The following is a 16,266-nucleotide window of genomic DNA, read 5'->3' on the forward strand; positions in this document are numbered from 1 at the left end:
GCACTAGATTGGCGCGCCCAGACGACGAGTCGTCAACCAATGTGACGCTGGCCGATGTGGCCCGGCGCGCGCGGGTCTCCCCCGCGACCGCGTCCCGGGTCATCAACGGCAGCAACAAACCCGTCGCCGACGGCCTCCGCGAGCGGGTGCTCAAGGCCGTCGCCGACCTGAGGTACGTGCCCAACGCACACGCCCAGAACCTGGCCCGCGCGCAGCGAAGCGCGGTGGGCGTCATCGTTCACGACGTGTCCGACCCCTACTTCGCCGAGATCACCCGCGGCCTCCAGCGGATCGCGTCCTCGTTCGGTCAGCTGCTGGTGATCTGCAACAGCTACCGCGACCCGCAGCGCGAGCTGGAGTACGTGGCGCTGCTGCGCGCGCAACAGGCCGGCGCGCTGGTGCTCGCCGGATCCGGGTACCACGACGCCGAGTTCACCCGTCAGCTCAACGGCCAGTTGCGCGCATACGCCGAAACCGGCGGACGGGTGGCGTTGATCGGCCGACACGAACTGGTCGGGGCGGCCGTCCTGCCCGACAACGAGAACGGCGCCTACGCGATCGGCTTGGGGGTGTTCGGCCTCGGGCACCGGCGGGTCGCCGTGATCGCCGGTCCACGCAACTTGACCACCACCACCGACCGGCTCTCCGGTGTCCGCCGCGCGGCGGAGGAGAAGGGTGTTCCGCTTCCGGCCAAGCGGATCAACTACGCCGACTTCACCCGTGACGGCGGCGCCAGCGCGGCGTTCGATCTCCTGCAGGCCGAACCCGACCTCACGGCGATCATCGCCTTGAACGACTCGATGGCCGTCGGCGCGCTCTCGGTGCTCCGTCAACGCGGAGTGGACGTTCCCGGCCAGGTGTCGGTCACCGGGTTCGACGACATGCCGATCGCCCGCGACGTCACCCCGGCTCTCACGACGGTGCGGCTGCCGCTCGTGGAGATGGGCGAACGGGCGATGTCGCTGGCGTTGGGCGGCACGCAGATCGGCCACGTGGAAAGCGCTTACTCCGAGCTGATGTGGCGCTCCAGTCTCGCCGCACCGTCGTCCTGACACGGCGTCTGGAGAGCCCCGGCCGGGGCTCTCCAGAACCGGCCCGGGCTACAGCTTTCCGGCGCCGGCCCGCGCGGACACCCTGCCCGGAACGGCGGCGGTGGGGTCGACGCCCCCGCTGCGGAGCGTGGGGACCCAGCCGGCATCGCTGCCGAGGTCCGGCTCGTGCGTAGCGTTGTACTCGGCGAGCAGGCTGACCGGAACCGGCCGCTGGGTGCCGATCCGCGCCAGGGTGCCGATCTCCGTCATCGCGGTGCCGCCCCAGTCGAAGACGACGGCGTCGAGCGGGATGTCGGCGCTGCGCAGGAGGAAGTTGTTCTCGGCGTAGATCGCCGACTGCACGCCGACGCCCCACGAGTAGGAGTAGACGTCCTCGTCGGTCTCGTAGAAGTAGTTGTTGTAGACGTCCACCTGGCCGAAGCGCACCCGCGGCGCGCGCTGGCCCACGTTGGCGAAGCGGTTGTGGTGCAACGTCACCCGTAGCTTGCCGACGTCGACGCCCGGCGTGTTCGTCGACCCGATCAGCATCGTCTTGTCGTGCTCGAACAGGTTGTTCCAGCTCGCGGTGACGTAGTCGGAGCCGCGGATGATGTCGAAGAGTCCATCGTGGACCTGGTACGGCCGGCCGAAGTACACCGGTTGCGTCGCGTCCTGGTTCGAGCCGTCGGTGAACGTGTTGTGGTCGACCCACACGTTCGTCGCGGCGGTGAGGGTCAGGGTGTCGTGCAGCGAGTTCCAGTTGCCCTCGGCGCCGTCGGTCGGGGTCCAGGCGGGGAAGCAGTCGTAGGCGTCCTCGAAGCTGAGGTTGCGGACGATCACGTTGCTCACGCGGTCGAGGATGAGGTTCGCGCCGGCGAGCTTCGCCGTGCGGCCCAGACCGATGATCGTGGTGTTCGGGCCCACGTTGATGCGGATCCGGTCGGTCTGGTTACGGGCCGAGCGCACCCGCGCGTCCTCCAGCGGTCCGCTCGGCGCGACCCGTCCCCACGTCGCCGGGTCGTAGGTGGCCAGGTAGGCGGCGAGGTCGTACTCCGGGTCGGCGTAGTTCCCGCAGGAAAGCGGATTCCCGGTGTCGTCGGTGTTGGCGTCGATGCGACCGGCGATGAAAACGATCTTCGGCGTCGCGTTGGTGCGGTTGGCGACGTTGTCGCCGCCGAGCGCGGCGATGAGGCTCGACCTGTCGGTGGCTACGCGGATGTCGGCCGGTGCGGCGGCCGATCCGCCGGTGGTGCCGGTACCGGCCGATCCCCAGCCGTCACCGGCGGGGAGCGTTTGGCGGGCGAGCGCGAGGGCGGCGGTGGTGACGGCGGGCGCCGCGCCGGCGGGATTGATGGGAGCGGCGGTGGTGATCGCGAAAGCCGTTGCTGCACAAGCGGTAGCGGCCGCGACAGTGCGGAGACGCATGGGGGCTCCTATATAGGAAAGCGCATTCCTGAGGTACCGTGACACGCCCCGGGTGTCGAGTCAACGTCCCCGGTGTGCAGTTTTGTTGCAGTGCGACAGGGAGGCTCCACAGTGGAGATCGACGAGAAGCTGACCCCCACCGACCTGCTGCCGAAGATCGAAAGGCTGTGGGCGGCCTCCGGCGGAAAGATCGAGTCCATCGAACAGACGTGTCCGCCGGAGAGCGGTGCGCCCGTGTTCACCGTCGACGGCCGGTACACCGCCCGCGGCTGGACGGAGTGGACGGAGGGCTTCCGTTACGGGGCGGCACTCCTGCAGTTCGACGCCACCGGCGACGAGCGGTTCCTCACCATCGGACGGGACGCGACGTTCGGCCGGATGGCCAGTCACGTCAGCCATGTCGGCGTCCACGATCATGGATTTACGAACGTCAGTACGTACGGCGCGCTGTTGCGGATGATGCGCGAGGGCAAGATTCCGGGGGACGCGGGTGAGCGCGCCGCCTACGAGATCGCGCTCAAGGTCAGTGGTGCCGTGCAGGCGGCGCGGTGGCGGACCACTGCCGACGGCACCGGCTACGTGTACTCCTTCAACGGCCCGCAGTCGTTGTTCGTCGACACCATCCGGTCGTGCCGCGCGCTGGCGATGGCGCACCAATTGGGGCACGTGCTGATGGGCGAGCAGGACCGGCCGATCTCGCTGCTCGGCCGGCTGGTCGACCATGCGCGGAACACGGCGCGCTGGAACGTCTTCTACGGCGAGGGCCGCGACCGCTACGACGTCCGGGGCAGGACGGCGCACGAGTCGATCTTCAACGTGAACGACGGTGCGTTCCGGTGCCCGTCGACCCAGCAGGGCTACTCGGCGTTCAGCACCTGGACGCGCGGGCTGGCCTGGGCGATGGCCGGCTACCCCGAGTTGCTGGAGTGGATCGACACCCGCTCCGACGAGGATCTCGACGCCGTGGGCGGGCGCGCCGACGTCACCGCGATGATGCTCAGGGCGGCGATCGCCACGTGCGACTTCTATCTGGCGAACACGCCGACCGATGGCGTTCCCTACTGGGACACCGGCGCGCCCGGCCTCGCCGCGATGGGCGACTACCTCGACCGCCCGGCCGACCCGTTCAACGACCACGAGCCGGTCGACTCGTCGGCGGCCGCGATCGCCGCGCAGGGTCTGCTGCGGTTGGGGCGTTATCTCGGTGACGAGGGCACGAAGTACTGGCAGGCCGGCCTGACGGTGTGCGACACGCTGTTCGGCGAGCCGTACCTGAATACGGATCCGGAGCACCAGGGGCTGCTGTTGCACTCCGTGTACCACCACCCGAACGGGTGGGACCACGTCCGGCCGGGACAGCGCGTTCCCAACGGGGAGGCGTGCATGTGGGGCGACTACCACCTCCGCGAGGTGGCGCTGTACGTGGGACGCGTGGCCAGGGACGAGCCGTACTACACGTTCTTCGGCGGGTCCCGGTGAGCGGCGGGGAAAGCGCTGTCCCGCGGCGGCCGGTAGCGTTGGTGACCGGTGCGTCCCGGGGAATCGGGCGCGGGGTGGCGATGGCGATCGGCGGTGCCGGCTACGACGTCGTGGTCAACTATGTGCGGGATGCCGACGCGGCGGGGAGGGTAAGCGCTTTCCTGGCCGAGCTCGGCGTGCGGGGGCACGTGTCGCAGGCCGACATCTCGGTGGCCGCCGACCGGGAGCGGCTGGTGGCGGACGTCTACGACACGTTCGGCCGGCTCGACCTGCTGGTCAACAACGCCGGCGTGGGGCCGAAGGTGCGGGCGGACATCCTCGAGGCGTCGGAGGAGTCGTTCGACCACATGATCGGCGTGAACCTGCGCGGACCCTACTTCCTGACTCAGCTCGTGGCGAGGCGGATGGTGGAGCGCGTGGGCAAGGGCGATCCCGCGCCGAAGATCGTCATCATCTCCTCGATCAGCGCCTACACGGCGAGCGTCAACCGGGGCGACTACTGCGTGGCCAAGGCGGGCCTGGGGATGACCGCGAAGCTGTTCGCTGCGCGGCTGGCCGGGCACGGCATCAACGTCTACGAGATCCGGCCGGGCATCATCGAGACCGACATGACCGGCCCCGTCCGTGACCGGTACGACGATCTCATCCACAACAAGGGCCTCACCCCGATCGCCCGGTGGGGGGTGCCGGACGACGTGGGGCGGGCCGTGGTCGCGGTGGCCACGGACCTGCTGCCGTTCAGCACCGGCCAGGTGATCGACGTCGACGGCGGGTTCCACCTCCGCACCCTGTGAGCGGGGGTTCAGGAGAGGCGGTGGCGGTACGTCGTTCCGCCGGCGGTCCACGGGAAAGCGGTTTCCGAGAACAGTGCCCCCGCCGCGGCGGAGGCGGCCACGGCCGGCTCCACGCCGTCGACGGCGTGACCGCCTCCGTCGTGGGTCACGAGGAACCGGGGATCCACCGGCACCGGCGGAGGTGCGGCGATCACGGCCTCCAGCACGGCGGTGAAGGCCCGCGTGCGATCCAGCTCCGCCCGCAGCGGCACCGCGGGATCGGCGCGGTGGGTCAGCAGGTTCAGCAGCAGGTCTTCCCGACCGGGCAGCTTCTCCCAACCGGCGCCGGGTAGGCGCAGGCGATCGGTCGGGTACTCGAGCACGGCGGTGCCGGCCGTGCCCGTCACCGTGATGTCGCCGGCACGGAACTCGCGGGCCGCCAGCGTCACCGCGACCGTGAGGCGCCGGCCGTTGGCGAACGTCAGGCGGAGGCATCCGGTGTCCTCGACCTCGATGTCGCCGGCGCGGTAGCGCTCCACCTCGGCGTCGGCGGGTTCACCCCAGCCGGCGCCGGCCGCGATGGCCAGCCCCTGCATCACCGCGTGGGCGAACGCGTTCAGCAGGGCGCCGTCGATGACCGGGCGCCCGTCGAGCAAGCGCTTTCCCGACCACGGCGAGCGGACCCAGTACGTCGGCGGGCGCCACCACGTGCCGGCGACCCCGATCGCCTCGATCTCGCCCAGCGAGCCGGCGTCGATCTCGGCAAGCAGGCGGGCCAGGGCGGCCGAGCCGAGGGCCTGGAAGTTCACCTGCACCGGCAGCTTGGCCCGCTCGGCCTCCGCCGCCAACGAGGCGTGTTCCACCAGCGAAGCCACCGGCGGCTTCTCCAGCAGGAGGTCGCGGCCGGCGCGCAGGACGTCGAGCGCGATCGGGAGATGGGTGTGCGGCGGGGTGCAGATCACCACGGCGTCGGGCGTCGTCGCGGCGAGCAGCTCGGTGTGGTCGGTGAACACGGCGACGCCGTCGAGCGGTGCGTCGGGGTCGGGCTCCGGCGGGCGGACGTCGCTCAGGGCGCACAGGGTCAGGCCGGGGGTGCGCTCGATCAGCCGCCGATGCCAGAGACCGTGGCCGGAGGCCCCGATGAGAGCGACGGCGGCGGAGTTCACGACGACGCCTCGGCCAGCGCCGCCGCCACGCCGCCGCGGTCCAGCACCGTCAACCAGTGCTCGACCAGCCCGCGCACCTCGTCGTCGCCCGCCAGGTCGGCCGGGAACACGGCGTCGATCGCGAACAGCGCGCCCGCCAGGTCGGACGGCTTGTCGTCCACTGTGGACACGGCCGCCCGCAGCCGGTCAGCCAGCGGGTCGTCGAGCGGCAGGGCCGAACCGTCGTCGGCGTAGCCGCGCACGAACCGCATCCACGCCGCCAGCACGAGGCAGGCCCACACGGGACGCGAGCCCGCGGCGCGCCGGTCGAGGATCGTGCCGAGCAGCCGCTGCGGCAGCTTCTGCGACCCGTCCATCGCCACCTGCAGGGTACGGTAACCCAGCGCCGGGTTGGCGAACCGCTCACGCACGGTGCGGCCGTAGCCTTCCACCGTCTCCCCCGGCGGCGGAGCCAGCGTGGGCGCGATGTCGGTGGTGATCAGCCGGTCGAGGAAAGCGTCGATCCCGGGCAGCCGCAGCACCTCGTCGATGGGACCCACACCGGCCAGCGCACCGAGGTACGCGAGTGCACTGTGGACACCGTTCAGCATCCGCAACTTCAGCCGCTCCCACGGCTCGGCGTCGGTGGTGAGCACCGCACCGGCGTGTTCCCAGGCCGGGCGGCCGCCCGGGAACTCGTCCTCGATCACCCATTGCGAGAAGGGCTCGGCCGCGACCGGAACGAGGTCCGCGACGCCCAGGGCGCGAGACGCCAACGCACGGGTCACGTCGGTGGTCGCCGGAACGATGCGGTCGACCATCGTTCCGGGGAACGACACGGAACCGTCGAGCCACCAGCGGGCCCGCTCGCCGGCCGGGCCGGGCACGACCGCAAGCGCCGCCTCGATCAGAGCCCGCGTGCGCCGCCCGTTCGACGGCAGGTTGTCGCAACTGACCACCGCCAGCGGCGCACCGGTCGCGGCCCGCGCGAGCAGTCCGCGCGCCAGCAGTCCGGGGACGGTCTTCGGCGGCCGGCCGGTGACCACGTCGGCGCGGACCTCGTCATCGATGCGCGGCCGGCCGGTGGCCGGGTCGAGCCGGTAGGCCTTCTCCGTGACGGTGAGCGTGACCACCCGGATCGCCGGATCGGCCAGGCGGGACACCACCGCCAGCGGGTCGGAAGCGGCGTGCATGAGGTCGACGTGCACCCCGACCGCGCGCGGCACCACCGTCCCCGACCCAACGGTCAGCACGCTGTAGAGCCGGTCCTGGGCCTCCATCGCGGAGAGCACGTCGACCGAACGCGGGGCGACACCGACGATTCCCCAGTCGCCACCGGCCGCCGCGATCGCGTCCTCGGTGAAGACGGCCTGGTGCGCCCGGTGGAACGCGCCGAGGCCGAGATGAACGATGCCGGCGCCCACGTCGGCACCCAGCACGGGACGGGCGGCCGACGGCAACCGGTCCACAGTGGATCGACGAAGGCGGCCGACAGCCGCGTCTACCGCCATGCCGGCCCCTCCGGGAAGGAGAACTCCGCGACGGACGAGGGTTTCATCGCGACGCTGTACCCGGGCGCGGTCGGCAGCAGGTACCGCCCGCCGCGCACCGAGACCGGATCGACGAAGTGCTCGTGCAGGTGGTCGACGTACTCGACCATCCGCCCGTCGAGCGACGTGCCGACCCGCAGGAAGTCGAAGATCGCCAGGTGCTGCACGTACTCGCACAGCCCGACGCCGCCGGAGTGCGGACACACCGGCACGCCGAACTTGGCCGCCATCAACAGGATCGACAGCACCTCGTTGACACCGGCCACGCGGCACGCGTCGATCTGACAGACCCGGATCGCCTCCGCCTGCAGCAACTGCTTGAAGATGACCCGGTTCGCGGCGACCTCACCGGTGGCGACCCGGATGCCGCGCGACGCCAACGCCGAAGCGATCCGCGCGTGGCCGAGAACGTCGTCGGCGTGCGTGGGCTCCTCGATCCAGTACGGGTCCGCCTCGGCGAGCCGCTCCATGTTGGCGATCGCCTCGTCGACGTCCCAGATCTGGTTCGCGTCCATCATCAGCAGCGCGTCCGGACCGATCTCCGACCGGATCAGTCGCGCCCGGCGGACGTCGTCGTCGATCTCGCCGCCGACCTTCATCTTCATGGCCCGCCAGCCCTCGGCGTACGCGGCCCGGGTCAGGTCACGGACCTTCTCGTCGGGGTACCCGAGCCAACCGACCGAGGTGGTGTACGACGGGAACCCCTGATCCTGCAGGAGCGCCAGCCGCTCGCCGTAGCCGTCGCGGCCCTTGTCCAATATGGACCGTGCCTCGTCGGGCGTGATCGCGTCGCTGATGTGCCGGAAGTCGACGGAGTTCACCAACTCGTCGGTGTCCATCTCGGACAGGAACCGCCACATCGGCTTGCCGGCGAGCCTGGCCCGCAGGTCCCAGACCGCGTTCACCATCGCGCCGGCCGCCATGTGGATGACGCCCTTCTCGGGCCCGAGCCACCGCACCTGCGGATCGGCGGTCAACGACCGGAAGAAGGCGACCTGGTCGAGCCCCTCCAGCGACAGCCCCACCAGGTGGTGCGAAAGCGCGCGCACCGCACCACAGGTGAGCTCGTTGCCGCGTCCGTTCGTGAACGTCAGGCCGGAACCGACGACGCCGGAGGAGGTCTGCAGCTCCACGTAGGTGGCCGAGTAGTCGCCGCGGTTGATGGAGTCGGAGCCGTCGCCCGCTTCGGCGGTCGGGAACCGCACGTCGTGCACGTCGACGGCCGTGATCGTGGTCGCCATGGTCAGCCTTCCAACCGGAACACGTTCTTGGGCAGGTGGTACGCGAGGTCGGCGATCGTCTGCGCCGCCTCGTCGAGCGGGAGCCGTTCCTCGGCCACGAGCCGGGCGAGGAACGCGGCGTCGATCCGGCGGGCCACGTCGTGGCGCACCGGGATGGAGCAGAACGCGCGGGTGTCGTCGACGAACCCGGACGTGTTGTAGAACCCCGCGGACTCGGTGACCGTCTCGCGGAAGCGGCGCAGGCCCTCCGGCGAGTCGAGGAACCACCACGGCGCGCCGAGGTAGACGGCCGGGTAGCCGCCGGCCAACGGCGCCAGCTCCCGCGAGAACGTCGTCTCGTCCAATGTGTACAGAACGAGCCGGAACCGGGGATCGTTGCCGAACCGGTCGAGCAGCGGCGCCAGCCCGCGCACGTAGTCGGTCGACGAGGGGATGTCGCCACCGGTGTCGCGGCCGTGGGTGGCGTGCAGCCAGCGGTTGTGGTTGCGGTTGGCGCCCGGGTGCAGCTGCATCACCAGACCGTCCTCGATGGACATCTCGGCGAACGCGACCAGCATGTGGGCGCGGAACGCCTCGGCGTCGACCGCGTCTGCCGTGCCGTTGAGTCCCTTCTCGAACAGCACCGCGGCCTCGTCGCGGCTGAGGTCGAGGGTGAGCGCGGTCGGGTGACCGTGGTCGGACGACGTGGCGCCCGCGGCGATGAACGCCTCCCGACGTGACCGCAATGCGGCCAGGAACCCGTCGTAGGACGTGGTGTTCTCACCGGTGAGGGCGCCGAGCGCGGCGACCCGGGCGGGCCAGCCGGCCCACTCGAAGTCGACGAGGTCGTCGGGGCGGAACGTGGTGACCACCCGGCCGCCCCAGCCGTCGGCGGCGAGCCGGGCGTGCGACTCCAGCTTGTCGAGCGGGTACTCGGTGGTGGCGAGCACCTCGATGTTGAACCGCTCGAACAGCGCGCGGGGCCGGAAGTCCGGTTTGGACAGTCGGTCGGAGATCGCGTCGTACACCTCGTCGGCGTTGCCCCACCCGGCGGTGCCGCCGGACCGCAACGCCGGAACGTCGAACACGTCGCTGAAGACGCGCTCCAGCCACATCCGCGACGGCGTGCCGCGGAAGAGGTGCCAGTTCGCCGCGAACCGGCGCCAGATCTCGCGCCCGTCGGTCTCCACGTCGGTCTCCGGATCGGCGCCGGGAACCGTTGGCACGCCGAGCTTCGACGGCGGGATGCCCTGGCTCAGCAGCATCCGGGTGACGTAGTGGTCGGGCACCACGATGAGCCGCGCCGGATCGGAGAACGGTGTGTCGTCGGCCAGGATCGCCGGATCGACGTGACCGTGCGGCGAGATCAGCGGCAGCGGCGCGGCGACGCCGTACAACTCGCGCGCGATCGCGCGCTGCGTGGGGTCGACCGGGAAGAGGTGGTCGCTGTCGGTCTTCACGTGGACTCCGTGCCTTTCAATCGAATCAAACCCTTCGGCATGACCACCTCCGCTTCGCTACGGCGGCCATGCCGAGAGATCGGCCACCCGCACGTGCTGCCCGGTGGCGATGGATCGGTTGGCGGCCAGCCCGACCAGGAGCGCCTGCGCGCCCTCCTGTTCGGTGGCGCGGCGGCCCAGCGGGTCGGCCGGCGGATCGGGACGCAGCAACGCCGCGAGCATGCGCGAGTCGGCGCCGCCGTGGCCGTGCCGGCTGTGCCCGGTGATCGGCACCTCCGTCGGCGGTTCCCAGAACGGCCGCAGCAGCACCCTGATCCACCCGTTCTCGGCCGCGCCCTCGACGCCGTGCAGCGCCGCCGACCGGCCCTTCACCTCACCCGCGACCGCCGGCGAGACGTGGTCGTTCTCCACGACCTCCACCTCCAGCCGGCCGCGACTGCCGTTGAACCCGATGCGGTAACCCTCCCACGGCGAGTACGCGGTGAGGTGGTACGTCATCGTCGCGCCGCTCGAATAGTTCACGAGCACGGCCATGTCGTCCTCGATGGACACACCGGGCGCGAACACGTTCTGGTCGCGGTGGTAGCCGTCGTGCGTCTCCGCGTCGAGGTACAGCTCGCGCAGCGCGGGTTGGCCGGCCATGTGCAACGCGAAGGGATCGTCGCGGGCTTCCGGCGCGTCGTGGGCGCGGGCGTAGGGCCGCGCGTAGCCATGCCGTCCGCCGGCGTCTGGTCCGTAGAAGGCAAGGCGACCGGACGCGGTGACGCCGACCGGTTCGGCGCCGAGCCACCAGTTGACGAGGTCGAAGTGGTGGCTCGCCTTGTGTACCAGCAGTCCGCCGGAGTTCGCCTTGTCGCGGTGCCAGCGCCGGAAGTAGTCGGCGCCGTGCCGGACGTCGAGCAGCCACTCGAAGTGCACCGAGGCGATCTCGCCGATCGCGCCGGAGGCGAGCACCTCGCGCACCTTCTCGTGCACCGGGTTGTAGCGGTAGTTGAAGGTGACCGTCACCGAACCGCTGCTCCTCCGCGCGGCCTCGAGAACGCGACGGCACTTCTCCTCGTCGGTGGTCATCGGCTTCTCGACGATCACGTCGCGACCCGCGTCGAGGGCGGCGACGATGTACCGGTCGTGGGTCGCGTCCACTGTGGACACCACGACCGCGTCGACCCGCTCCTTGGCGAGCATCGCCTCGAAGTCGTCGGCGGCGTACGTGGGCACCGGCGCGACGCCGAGCGCTTCCAGACGGCGGTTGTGCGCGGCCAACCGGGCCGGGTTGGTGTCGGCCAGCGCCACGAGCTCGGCGACATCGGAGTGATCGACGGTGATCCCCGATGTGAACAGCTCGGCCCGGGCACCCGTGCCAACGAGCGCGAACCGCCGGCGCCCAGAAAAGGCGGGGGGCATCTGCTCCTCCTCGGTGCAGAGCGGCACAACGGCGGGGGGCGGCCCACCGAGGCAGCAAACGTTTGCAGCGAACTATCGACGACGGCCACCCCGGACGTCAACGGTTCACGGCAGAAAGTCCATTACGCGCCAGTTTCAACCGGTGTCCTCGTGTAACCATCAGGCATCGACCCGTTGACATGGGCGCAACCGTTTGCATTAATAGCTCCACTCATGAGGGAGGCTGTGGTGCCGGTCACCATCCGAGATGTCGCCCGGGCGTCGGGCGTCCACGTGTCCACCGTCTCCCGAACCTTCTCCGCGCCGCACCTGGTGAACCCGGAGACACGCGACCGTGTGCTCGCCTCGGCCGAGGAGCTGGGCTACCGACCCAACCGGGCCGCGCGGGCGCTGATCACCGGGCGCACGCACAACCTCGGCCTGATCGTGGCCGACATCGCCAACCCGTTCTTCCCACCACTGATCAAAGCGGCCGAGAGCCAGGCGCGGCTGCGCGACTACCACGTGTTCATCGCCGACACCAACGAAGACCCGGTGGTCGAGGCGGAGGTCGTCCAGGCCCTCGCCAAGCAGGTCGACGGGATCCTGTTGTGCAGCCCGCGAATGAGCAACGACCTCATCGAACAGTCTCGACGTGTCGTGCCGCTCGTCGTGGTCAACCGGATGGTCGACTCGATCCCGTCGGTCGTCATGGACGTCGGACAGGGCGCACGCCGCGCCATGGAGCACCTCGTGGAGCTGGGACACCGTCAGATCGCGCTGCTCGCGGGTCCACGAGGATCCTGGACCAACCGCGAGATCCGCCGCGCCGCGGCCGCAACCGCGCGTGGAGCCGGCGCGAATCTTCAGGTGATCGGCCCCAACCAACCCAACCAGACCGCCGGATCCGCTGCGGCGGAACAGGTTCGGCGTGCCGGCGTCACCGCCGTGCTCTGCTACAACGATCTCCTGGCGTTCGGCCTCCTGGACGGCCTCGAACGCCTCGGTGTCGCGGTGCCGACCGAGCTGAGCGTGGTCGGTATCGACGACACGCTCGCGCGGTTCGCCCGCCCCAGACTGACCACGGTCGCCACTCCGGCGGCGGCCGCGGGTCGGGCGGCCGTCGACATGCTTCTGCAACATGACGACGACCGCCGTACCACCGCACAGGTCACGCTGCAGACCGAACTGGTCGTACGCGCCTCAACCGGACCGGCTCCGCATCGCCCTGCGGGACCGACCGGCGCGACCGCCGGCTATGCGGTCGCTGGCCACCTCAAGGAGTAGACCCATGTCACCCGAGAACCCACCCCTCACGAGAGTCACGAGACCCGTGCAAGATCACGCTACAACGTCCCGCCGCCGCCTGCTATCGCTCATGACGGCGTTCGCCGTCGCCGTTCCGCTGACCCTGACCGCGTGCGGCGGGGACGACGAAGACAAGGCGACCGCCGATCCCAACCGGAAGATCGAGTTGCAGGTCTTCTGGTGGGGCGGCGCCAAGCGCGCCGAGAACACCCAGAAGGTCCTCGATCTCTACACCCAGAAGCACCCGAACGTCACGTTCAAGGTCGAGCAGCAGCCGAACGCGGGCTACTACGACAAGTTGGCCACGCGCGCGGCCGGCGGCAACGCGCCGGACATCTTCCAACTGGACGACGGTGGGCTCGCCGAATACGCGCAGCGCAACGTCACGCTCGATCTCACCAAGTACGTCAAGAACAACAAAATCGACACCAAGGACATCCCGAAAGGGCTCATCGACTACGGCGTCGTGAACGGGAAGAACGCGGGGATTGCGGCCGCGCAGAACACGCCCGGCATGATCTACGACAAGACGGTGCTGCTGCAGTACGGGCTCAACGAGCCGAAGATCGGCACGTCGTGGGAAGAAATCATCAGCCTCGGCGAACAGTTGGCGCAGAAGAGCGGCGGCAAGGTCCAGGGCATCATGGACCCGAGCGCCGACTACAAGGCGCTGTGGCTCTGGCTTCGCCAGCAGGGCAAGGAGCTCTACACGGCCGACGGCAAGGTCGCGGTGACCACCGAGGACGTGAAGAAGTGGTTCGACATGTGGGCCGACGCCCGCGCCAAGAAGGCCGTTCCGACGGCCGACCTGGTGCACACCGCCAATACCGGTGACGTCACCAAGCAGCTCGTCGTCACGAAGCAGGCCGGTGCCGCGTTCCTGTGGTCGAACCAGCTCGCCGAACTGCAGAAGAGCACGCAGAACACGCTGAGCGTTACCGCGTACCCCGGCGACCCGAAGGGCCAGTTCGCCCGGGCGTCGTTGTACTGGGCGGGTTCGCGCACCACGAAGGAAGCGGACACCGTCGCCGATGTCCTCAACTTCATGGTGAACGACGCGGAGGCCGCGAAGATCCAGGGTGTCGAGCGCGGTCTGCCGTCGAACCTGAAGAACCGCGACCTGGTGGCGCCGACGCTGTCGGAGCCGGAGAAGATCACGGTCGCGCTGGAGCGTGACCTGAACGACAAGTTCGGCAAGGCCCCGCCGGCGCCGCCGAAGGGCCACGTGAAGCTGCGCTCCGAGCTGATCACCGCCGCCGAGACGGTGCAGTACGGCAAGGCGACCACGCAGCAGGCCGCCGAGGAGTTCATGTCCAAGGCGAAAGCCGCGGTCGGCAGCTGAGTCACGGCGGCGGCCCGGGTCCCGGATCCGGGCCGCCGCCAGACATAGGGAGTGCGCGTGGCCACCACCACATCGGTTCGCCCGCCGGTTTCCACCGAGAAACCGTCGCGCCCGTCGAAATGGCGGGAAGGGCTGGCCGGGTACGTCTTCCTCAGCCCGTTCCTGCTGGGGTTCATGGGAATCACCGCGATTCCCATGCTGTACTCGCTGTATCTGAGCTTCACGAACTACGAACTGCTCGGCAAGACGTCGGACTGGATCGGCTTCGACAACTACAAGGAACTGTTCACCAACGACCTGCAGTTCTGGCACGCGGTGCGGGTGACGCTCGTGTACGCGCTCGTCGCGGTGCCGCTGAAGCTGGCCGCGGCGCTCGGCGTGGCGATGCTGCTGAACCGGGAACGGCGCGGCACCGGGCTGTTCCGCGGCCTCTTCTACCTGCCGTCGCTGCTCGGCGGAAGCGTCGCGGTCGCCATCATCTGGCAGGCGATGTTCGACCGGAACGGCGCGTTCAACAGCCTGCTGGCCGTTTTCGGCATCGAGGGCAAGCCGTGGGTCAACGACCCAGACTGGGCGCTGGAGACCATCATCCTGTTGGGGATGTGGCAGTTCGGCGCGCCGATGGTCATCTTCCTCGCCGGTCTGAAGCAGGTGCCGCAGGAGCTGTACGAGGCGGCTGCCGTCGACGGCGCCAGCGGGTGGCGGCGGTTCATCAACATCACGCTGCCGATGCTGTCGCCGGTCATCTTCTTCAACCTGGTGCTGGAGACCATCCACGGTTTCCAGGGCTTCACGTCGGCGTTCGTCATCAGCGGCGGCACGGGCGGCCCGACCGACTCCACCCTCATGTACACGCTCCAGCTCTACATCAGGGCGTTCACGGAGTTCGAGATGGGCTCCGCGTCGGCGATGGCGTGGGTGTTCCTGCTCACCATCGGTCTGCTGACCATGGTGCTGTTCAGCACCGGACGCATGTGGGTCCACTACGCCGACGAGGAGGGCTGATATGACCGGGCAAGCGCTTTCCCGTCGGCCGCCGGCACCCCCCGGCCCGCCGACGTCGACCGGGTCGGGGCACCACCGCCAGCCCGACCGTGCCGCGATGCTACGCAAGCGCAGGCGGGCCAACGCGATCCGGAGCACGATCCGGTTCGCCGCGATCGTGGCCATCCTCGCGATCGTGCTGTACCCGATGCTGTGGATGCTCGGCACGTCGTTCAAGGCGCCCACCGAGGTCAACAGCAACAAGGGTCTGGTGCCCGAGGACTTCTGGCCGGCCAACTACACCGACGGCTGGAACGCGCTTCCCGGCGTGACGTTCGGGCGGTTCTTCCTCAACAGCGCGTTCATCGCACTCGCGACCGTGGTGGCCAACGTCGTCTCGTGTCTGGTGGCCGCGTACGCGTTCGCGCGGCTGCGGTTCCCGTTGCGGGGACTGTGGTTCGCGGTGATGATCGCGACGCTGCTGCTGCCGCACCACGTCCTTCTGGTGCCGCAGTACATCCTGTTCAACAACTTCGGCTGGATCAACACACCGTTGCCACTGATCGTGCCGAAGGCGTTGGCGACCGAGGCGTTCTTCATCTTCCTCATGGTCCAGTTCATGCGGGGCATCCCGCGCGATCTCGACGAGGCCGCGAAGATCGACGGGTGCAGCCCGTACGGCGTGTTCTGGCACATCATCCTGCCGCTGTCGCGCCCGGCGATCGTCACCACGGCGATCTTCTCGTTCATCTGGACGTGGAACGACTTCCTCACCCAACTGGTGTACCTGTCGGGTGTGGAGAACTACACGATCCCGATCGGGCTACGGATGTTCCAGGACTCCGGCGGGCAGAACTCGATCGGCCCGATGTTCGCGATGTCGGTACTGTCGTTGCTGCCGGTGTTCCTGTTCTTCGTCGCGTTCCAGCGCATGCTGGTACAGGGCATCAACACGTCCGGCCTGAAAGGCTGAGCGGTGTCCCCCAGCGGCCCTGCTCCGCCCGTTCGGACCGCTTCGCCCCGTGACGCGGGTGGAGCGGCGGCATGGCCGCGCCGAGCGAAGGGAGGAGCGGCCATGGCCGAGCACTTGTGCGAGGCCACAACTCGACGGCGCCGCTTCGCACGCGGAGCGGGTGAAGCGGCGAAATGGCCGCGCCGAGCGAAGG

General features: G+C 69.6%; 13 protein-coding genes. 7 read left to right on the forward strand and 6 right to left on the reverse strand.

Annotated features, from left to right (window positions below):
- Positions 1-41 precede the first annotated feature (41 nt).
- Complete coding sequence (locus Vau01_RS13610) at positions 42-1,052, forward strand: LacI family DNA-binding transcriptional regulator (protein ID WP_203991750.1); 1,011 nt, start codon at positions 42-44, stop codon at positions 1,050-1,052.
- Positions 1,053-1,100: 48 nt separating this feature from the next.
- Here the strand turns inward: Vau01_RS13610 and Vau01_RS13615 are convergent, their stop codons facing one another.
- On the reverse strand, positions 1,101-2,456 hold the full coding sequence (locus tag Vau01_RS13615; protein WP_203991752.1) for a pectate lyase family protein: 1,356 nt from the start codon (positions 2,454-2,456) through the stop codon (positions 1,101-1,103).
- 90 nt (positions 2,457-2,546) lie between these two features.
- Between Vau01_RS13615 and Vau01_RS13620 the strand changes: the two genes are divergently transcribed.
- Together Vau01_RS13620 and Vau01_RS13625 are read left to right on the forward strand one after the other, a co-directional pair.
- Entirely contained in the window at positions 2,547-3,935 is a 1,389-nt protein-coding gene (locus Vau01_RS13620) for a glycoside hydrolase family 88 protein (RefSeq protein ID WP_203991753.1), read from the forward strand.
- Positions 3,932-4,729 carry a 3-ketoacyl-ACP reductase gene (locus Vau01_RS13625; RefSeq protein WP_275423938.1) on the forward strand — a complete coding sequence of 266 codons (798 nt, stop codon included), beginning with the start codon at positions 3,932-3,934 and terminating at the stop codon, positions 4,727-4,729. Before Vau01_RS13620 ends, Vau01_RS13625 begins: the two co-directional genes overlap by 4 nt.
- Before the next feature lie 8 nt (positions 4,730-4,737).
- Here the strand turns inward: Vau01_RS13625 and Vau01_RS13630 are convergent, their stop codons facing one another.
- Genes Vau01_RS13630 through Vau01_RS13650 form a run of 5 tightly spaced genes read right to left on the reverse strand, consistent with a single transcriptional unit; the run spans position 4,738 to position 11,487 of the window.
- Entirely contained in the window at positions 4,738-5,874 is a 1,137-nt protein-coding gene (locus tag Vau01_RS13630) for a Gfo/Idh/MocA family protein (protein WP_203991757.1), read from the reverse strand.
- Positions 5,871-7,364, reverse strand: a complete 1,494-nt coding sequence (locus Vau01_RS13635; RefSeq protein WP_203991759.1) for a mannitol dehydrogenase family protein — start codon at positions 7,362-7,364, stop codon at positions 5,871-5,873. The genes Vau01_RS13630 and Vau01_RS13635 overlap by 4 nt, the downstream gene beginning before the upstream one ends.
- Positions 7,355-8,644 (reverse strand): enolase C-terminal domain-like protein, encoded by a 1,290-nt coding sequence (locus tag Vau01_RS13640; protein ID WP_203991762.1) that lies wholly within the window; start codon positions 8,642-8,644, stop codon positions 7,355-7,357. Before Vau01_RS13640 ends, Vau01_RS13635 begins: the two co-directional genes overlap by 10 nt.
- 2 nt (positions 8,645-8,646) lie before the next feature.
- A complete protein-coding gene (uxaC, locus tag Vau01_RS13645; RefSeq protein WP_203991776.1) occupies positions 8,647-10,083 on the reverse strand; it encodes a glucuronate isomerase in 1,437 nt (478 codons plus the stop codon).
- 57 nt (positions 10,084-10,140) lie between these two features.
- Positions 10,141-11,487, reverse strand: a complete 1,347-nt coding sequence (locus Vau01_RS13650; protein WP_203991778.1) for a Gfo/Idh/MocA family protein — start codon at positions 11,485-11,487, stop codon at positions 10,141-10,143.
- Positions 11,488-11,715: 228 nt separating this feature from the next.
- Between Vau01_RS13650 and Vau01_RS13655 the strand changes: the two genes are divergently transcribed.
- From Vau01_RS13655 to Vau01_RS13670, 4 genes are all read left to right on the forward strand, one after another.
- Positions 11,716-12,753: a LacI family DNA-binding transcriptional regulator gene (locus Vau01_RS13655; protein WP_203991817.1), complete on the forward strand. Its 1,038-nt coding sequence runs from the start codon at positions 11,716-11,718 to the stop codon at positions 12,751-12,753.
- 91 nt (positions 12,754-12,844) lie between these two features.
- The gene (locus Vau01_RS13660) at positions 12,845-14,116 is read left to right on the forward strand and encodes an ABC transporter substrate-binding protein (protein WP_239151562.1); all 1,272 of its coding nucleotides are present in this window, start codon (positions 12,845-12,847) and stop codon (positions 14,114-14,116) included.
- A gap of 132 nt (positions 14,117-14,248) precedes the next feature.
- The gene (locus tag Vau01_RS13665) at positions 14,249-15,121 is read left to right on the forward strand and encodes a carbohydrate ABC transporter permease (protein WP_239151563.1); all 873 of its coding nucleotides are present in this window, start codon (positions 14,249-14,251) and stop codon (positions 15,119-15,121) included.
- A 97-nt stretch (positions 15,122-15,218) separates the two neighbouring features.
- Positions 15,219-16,073 (forward strand): carbohydrate ABC transporter permease, encoded by an 855-nt coding sequence (locus tag Vau01_RS13670; protein WP_203991823.1) that lies wholly within the window; start codon positions 15,219-15,221, stop codon positions 16,071-16,073.
- The last annotated feature ends 193 nt before the right edge of the window (positions 16,074-16,266 follow it).

The organism is Virgisporangium aurantiacum, assembly GCF_016863635.1.
GTDB lineage: Bacteria > Actinomycetota > Actinomycetes > Mycobacteriales > Micromonosporaceae > Virgisporangium > Virgisporangium aurantiacum.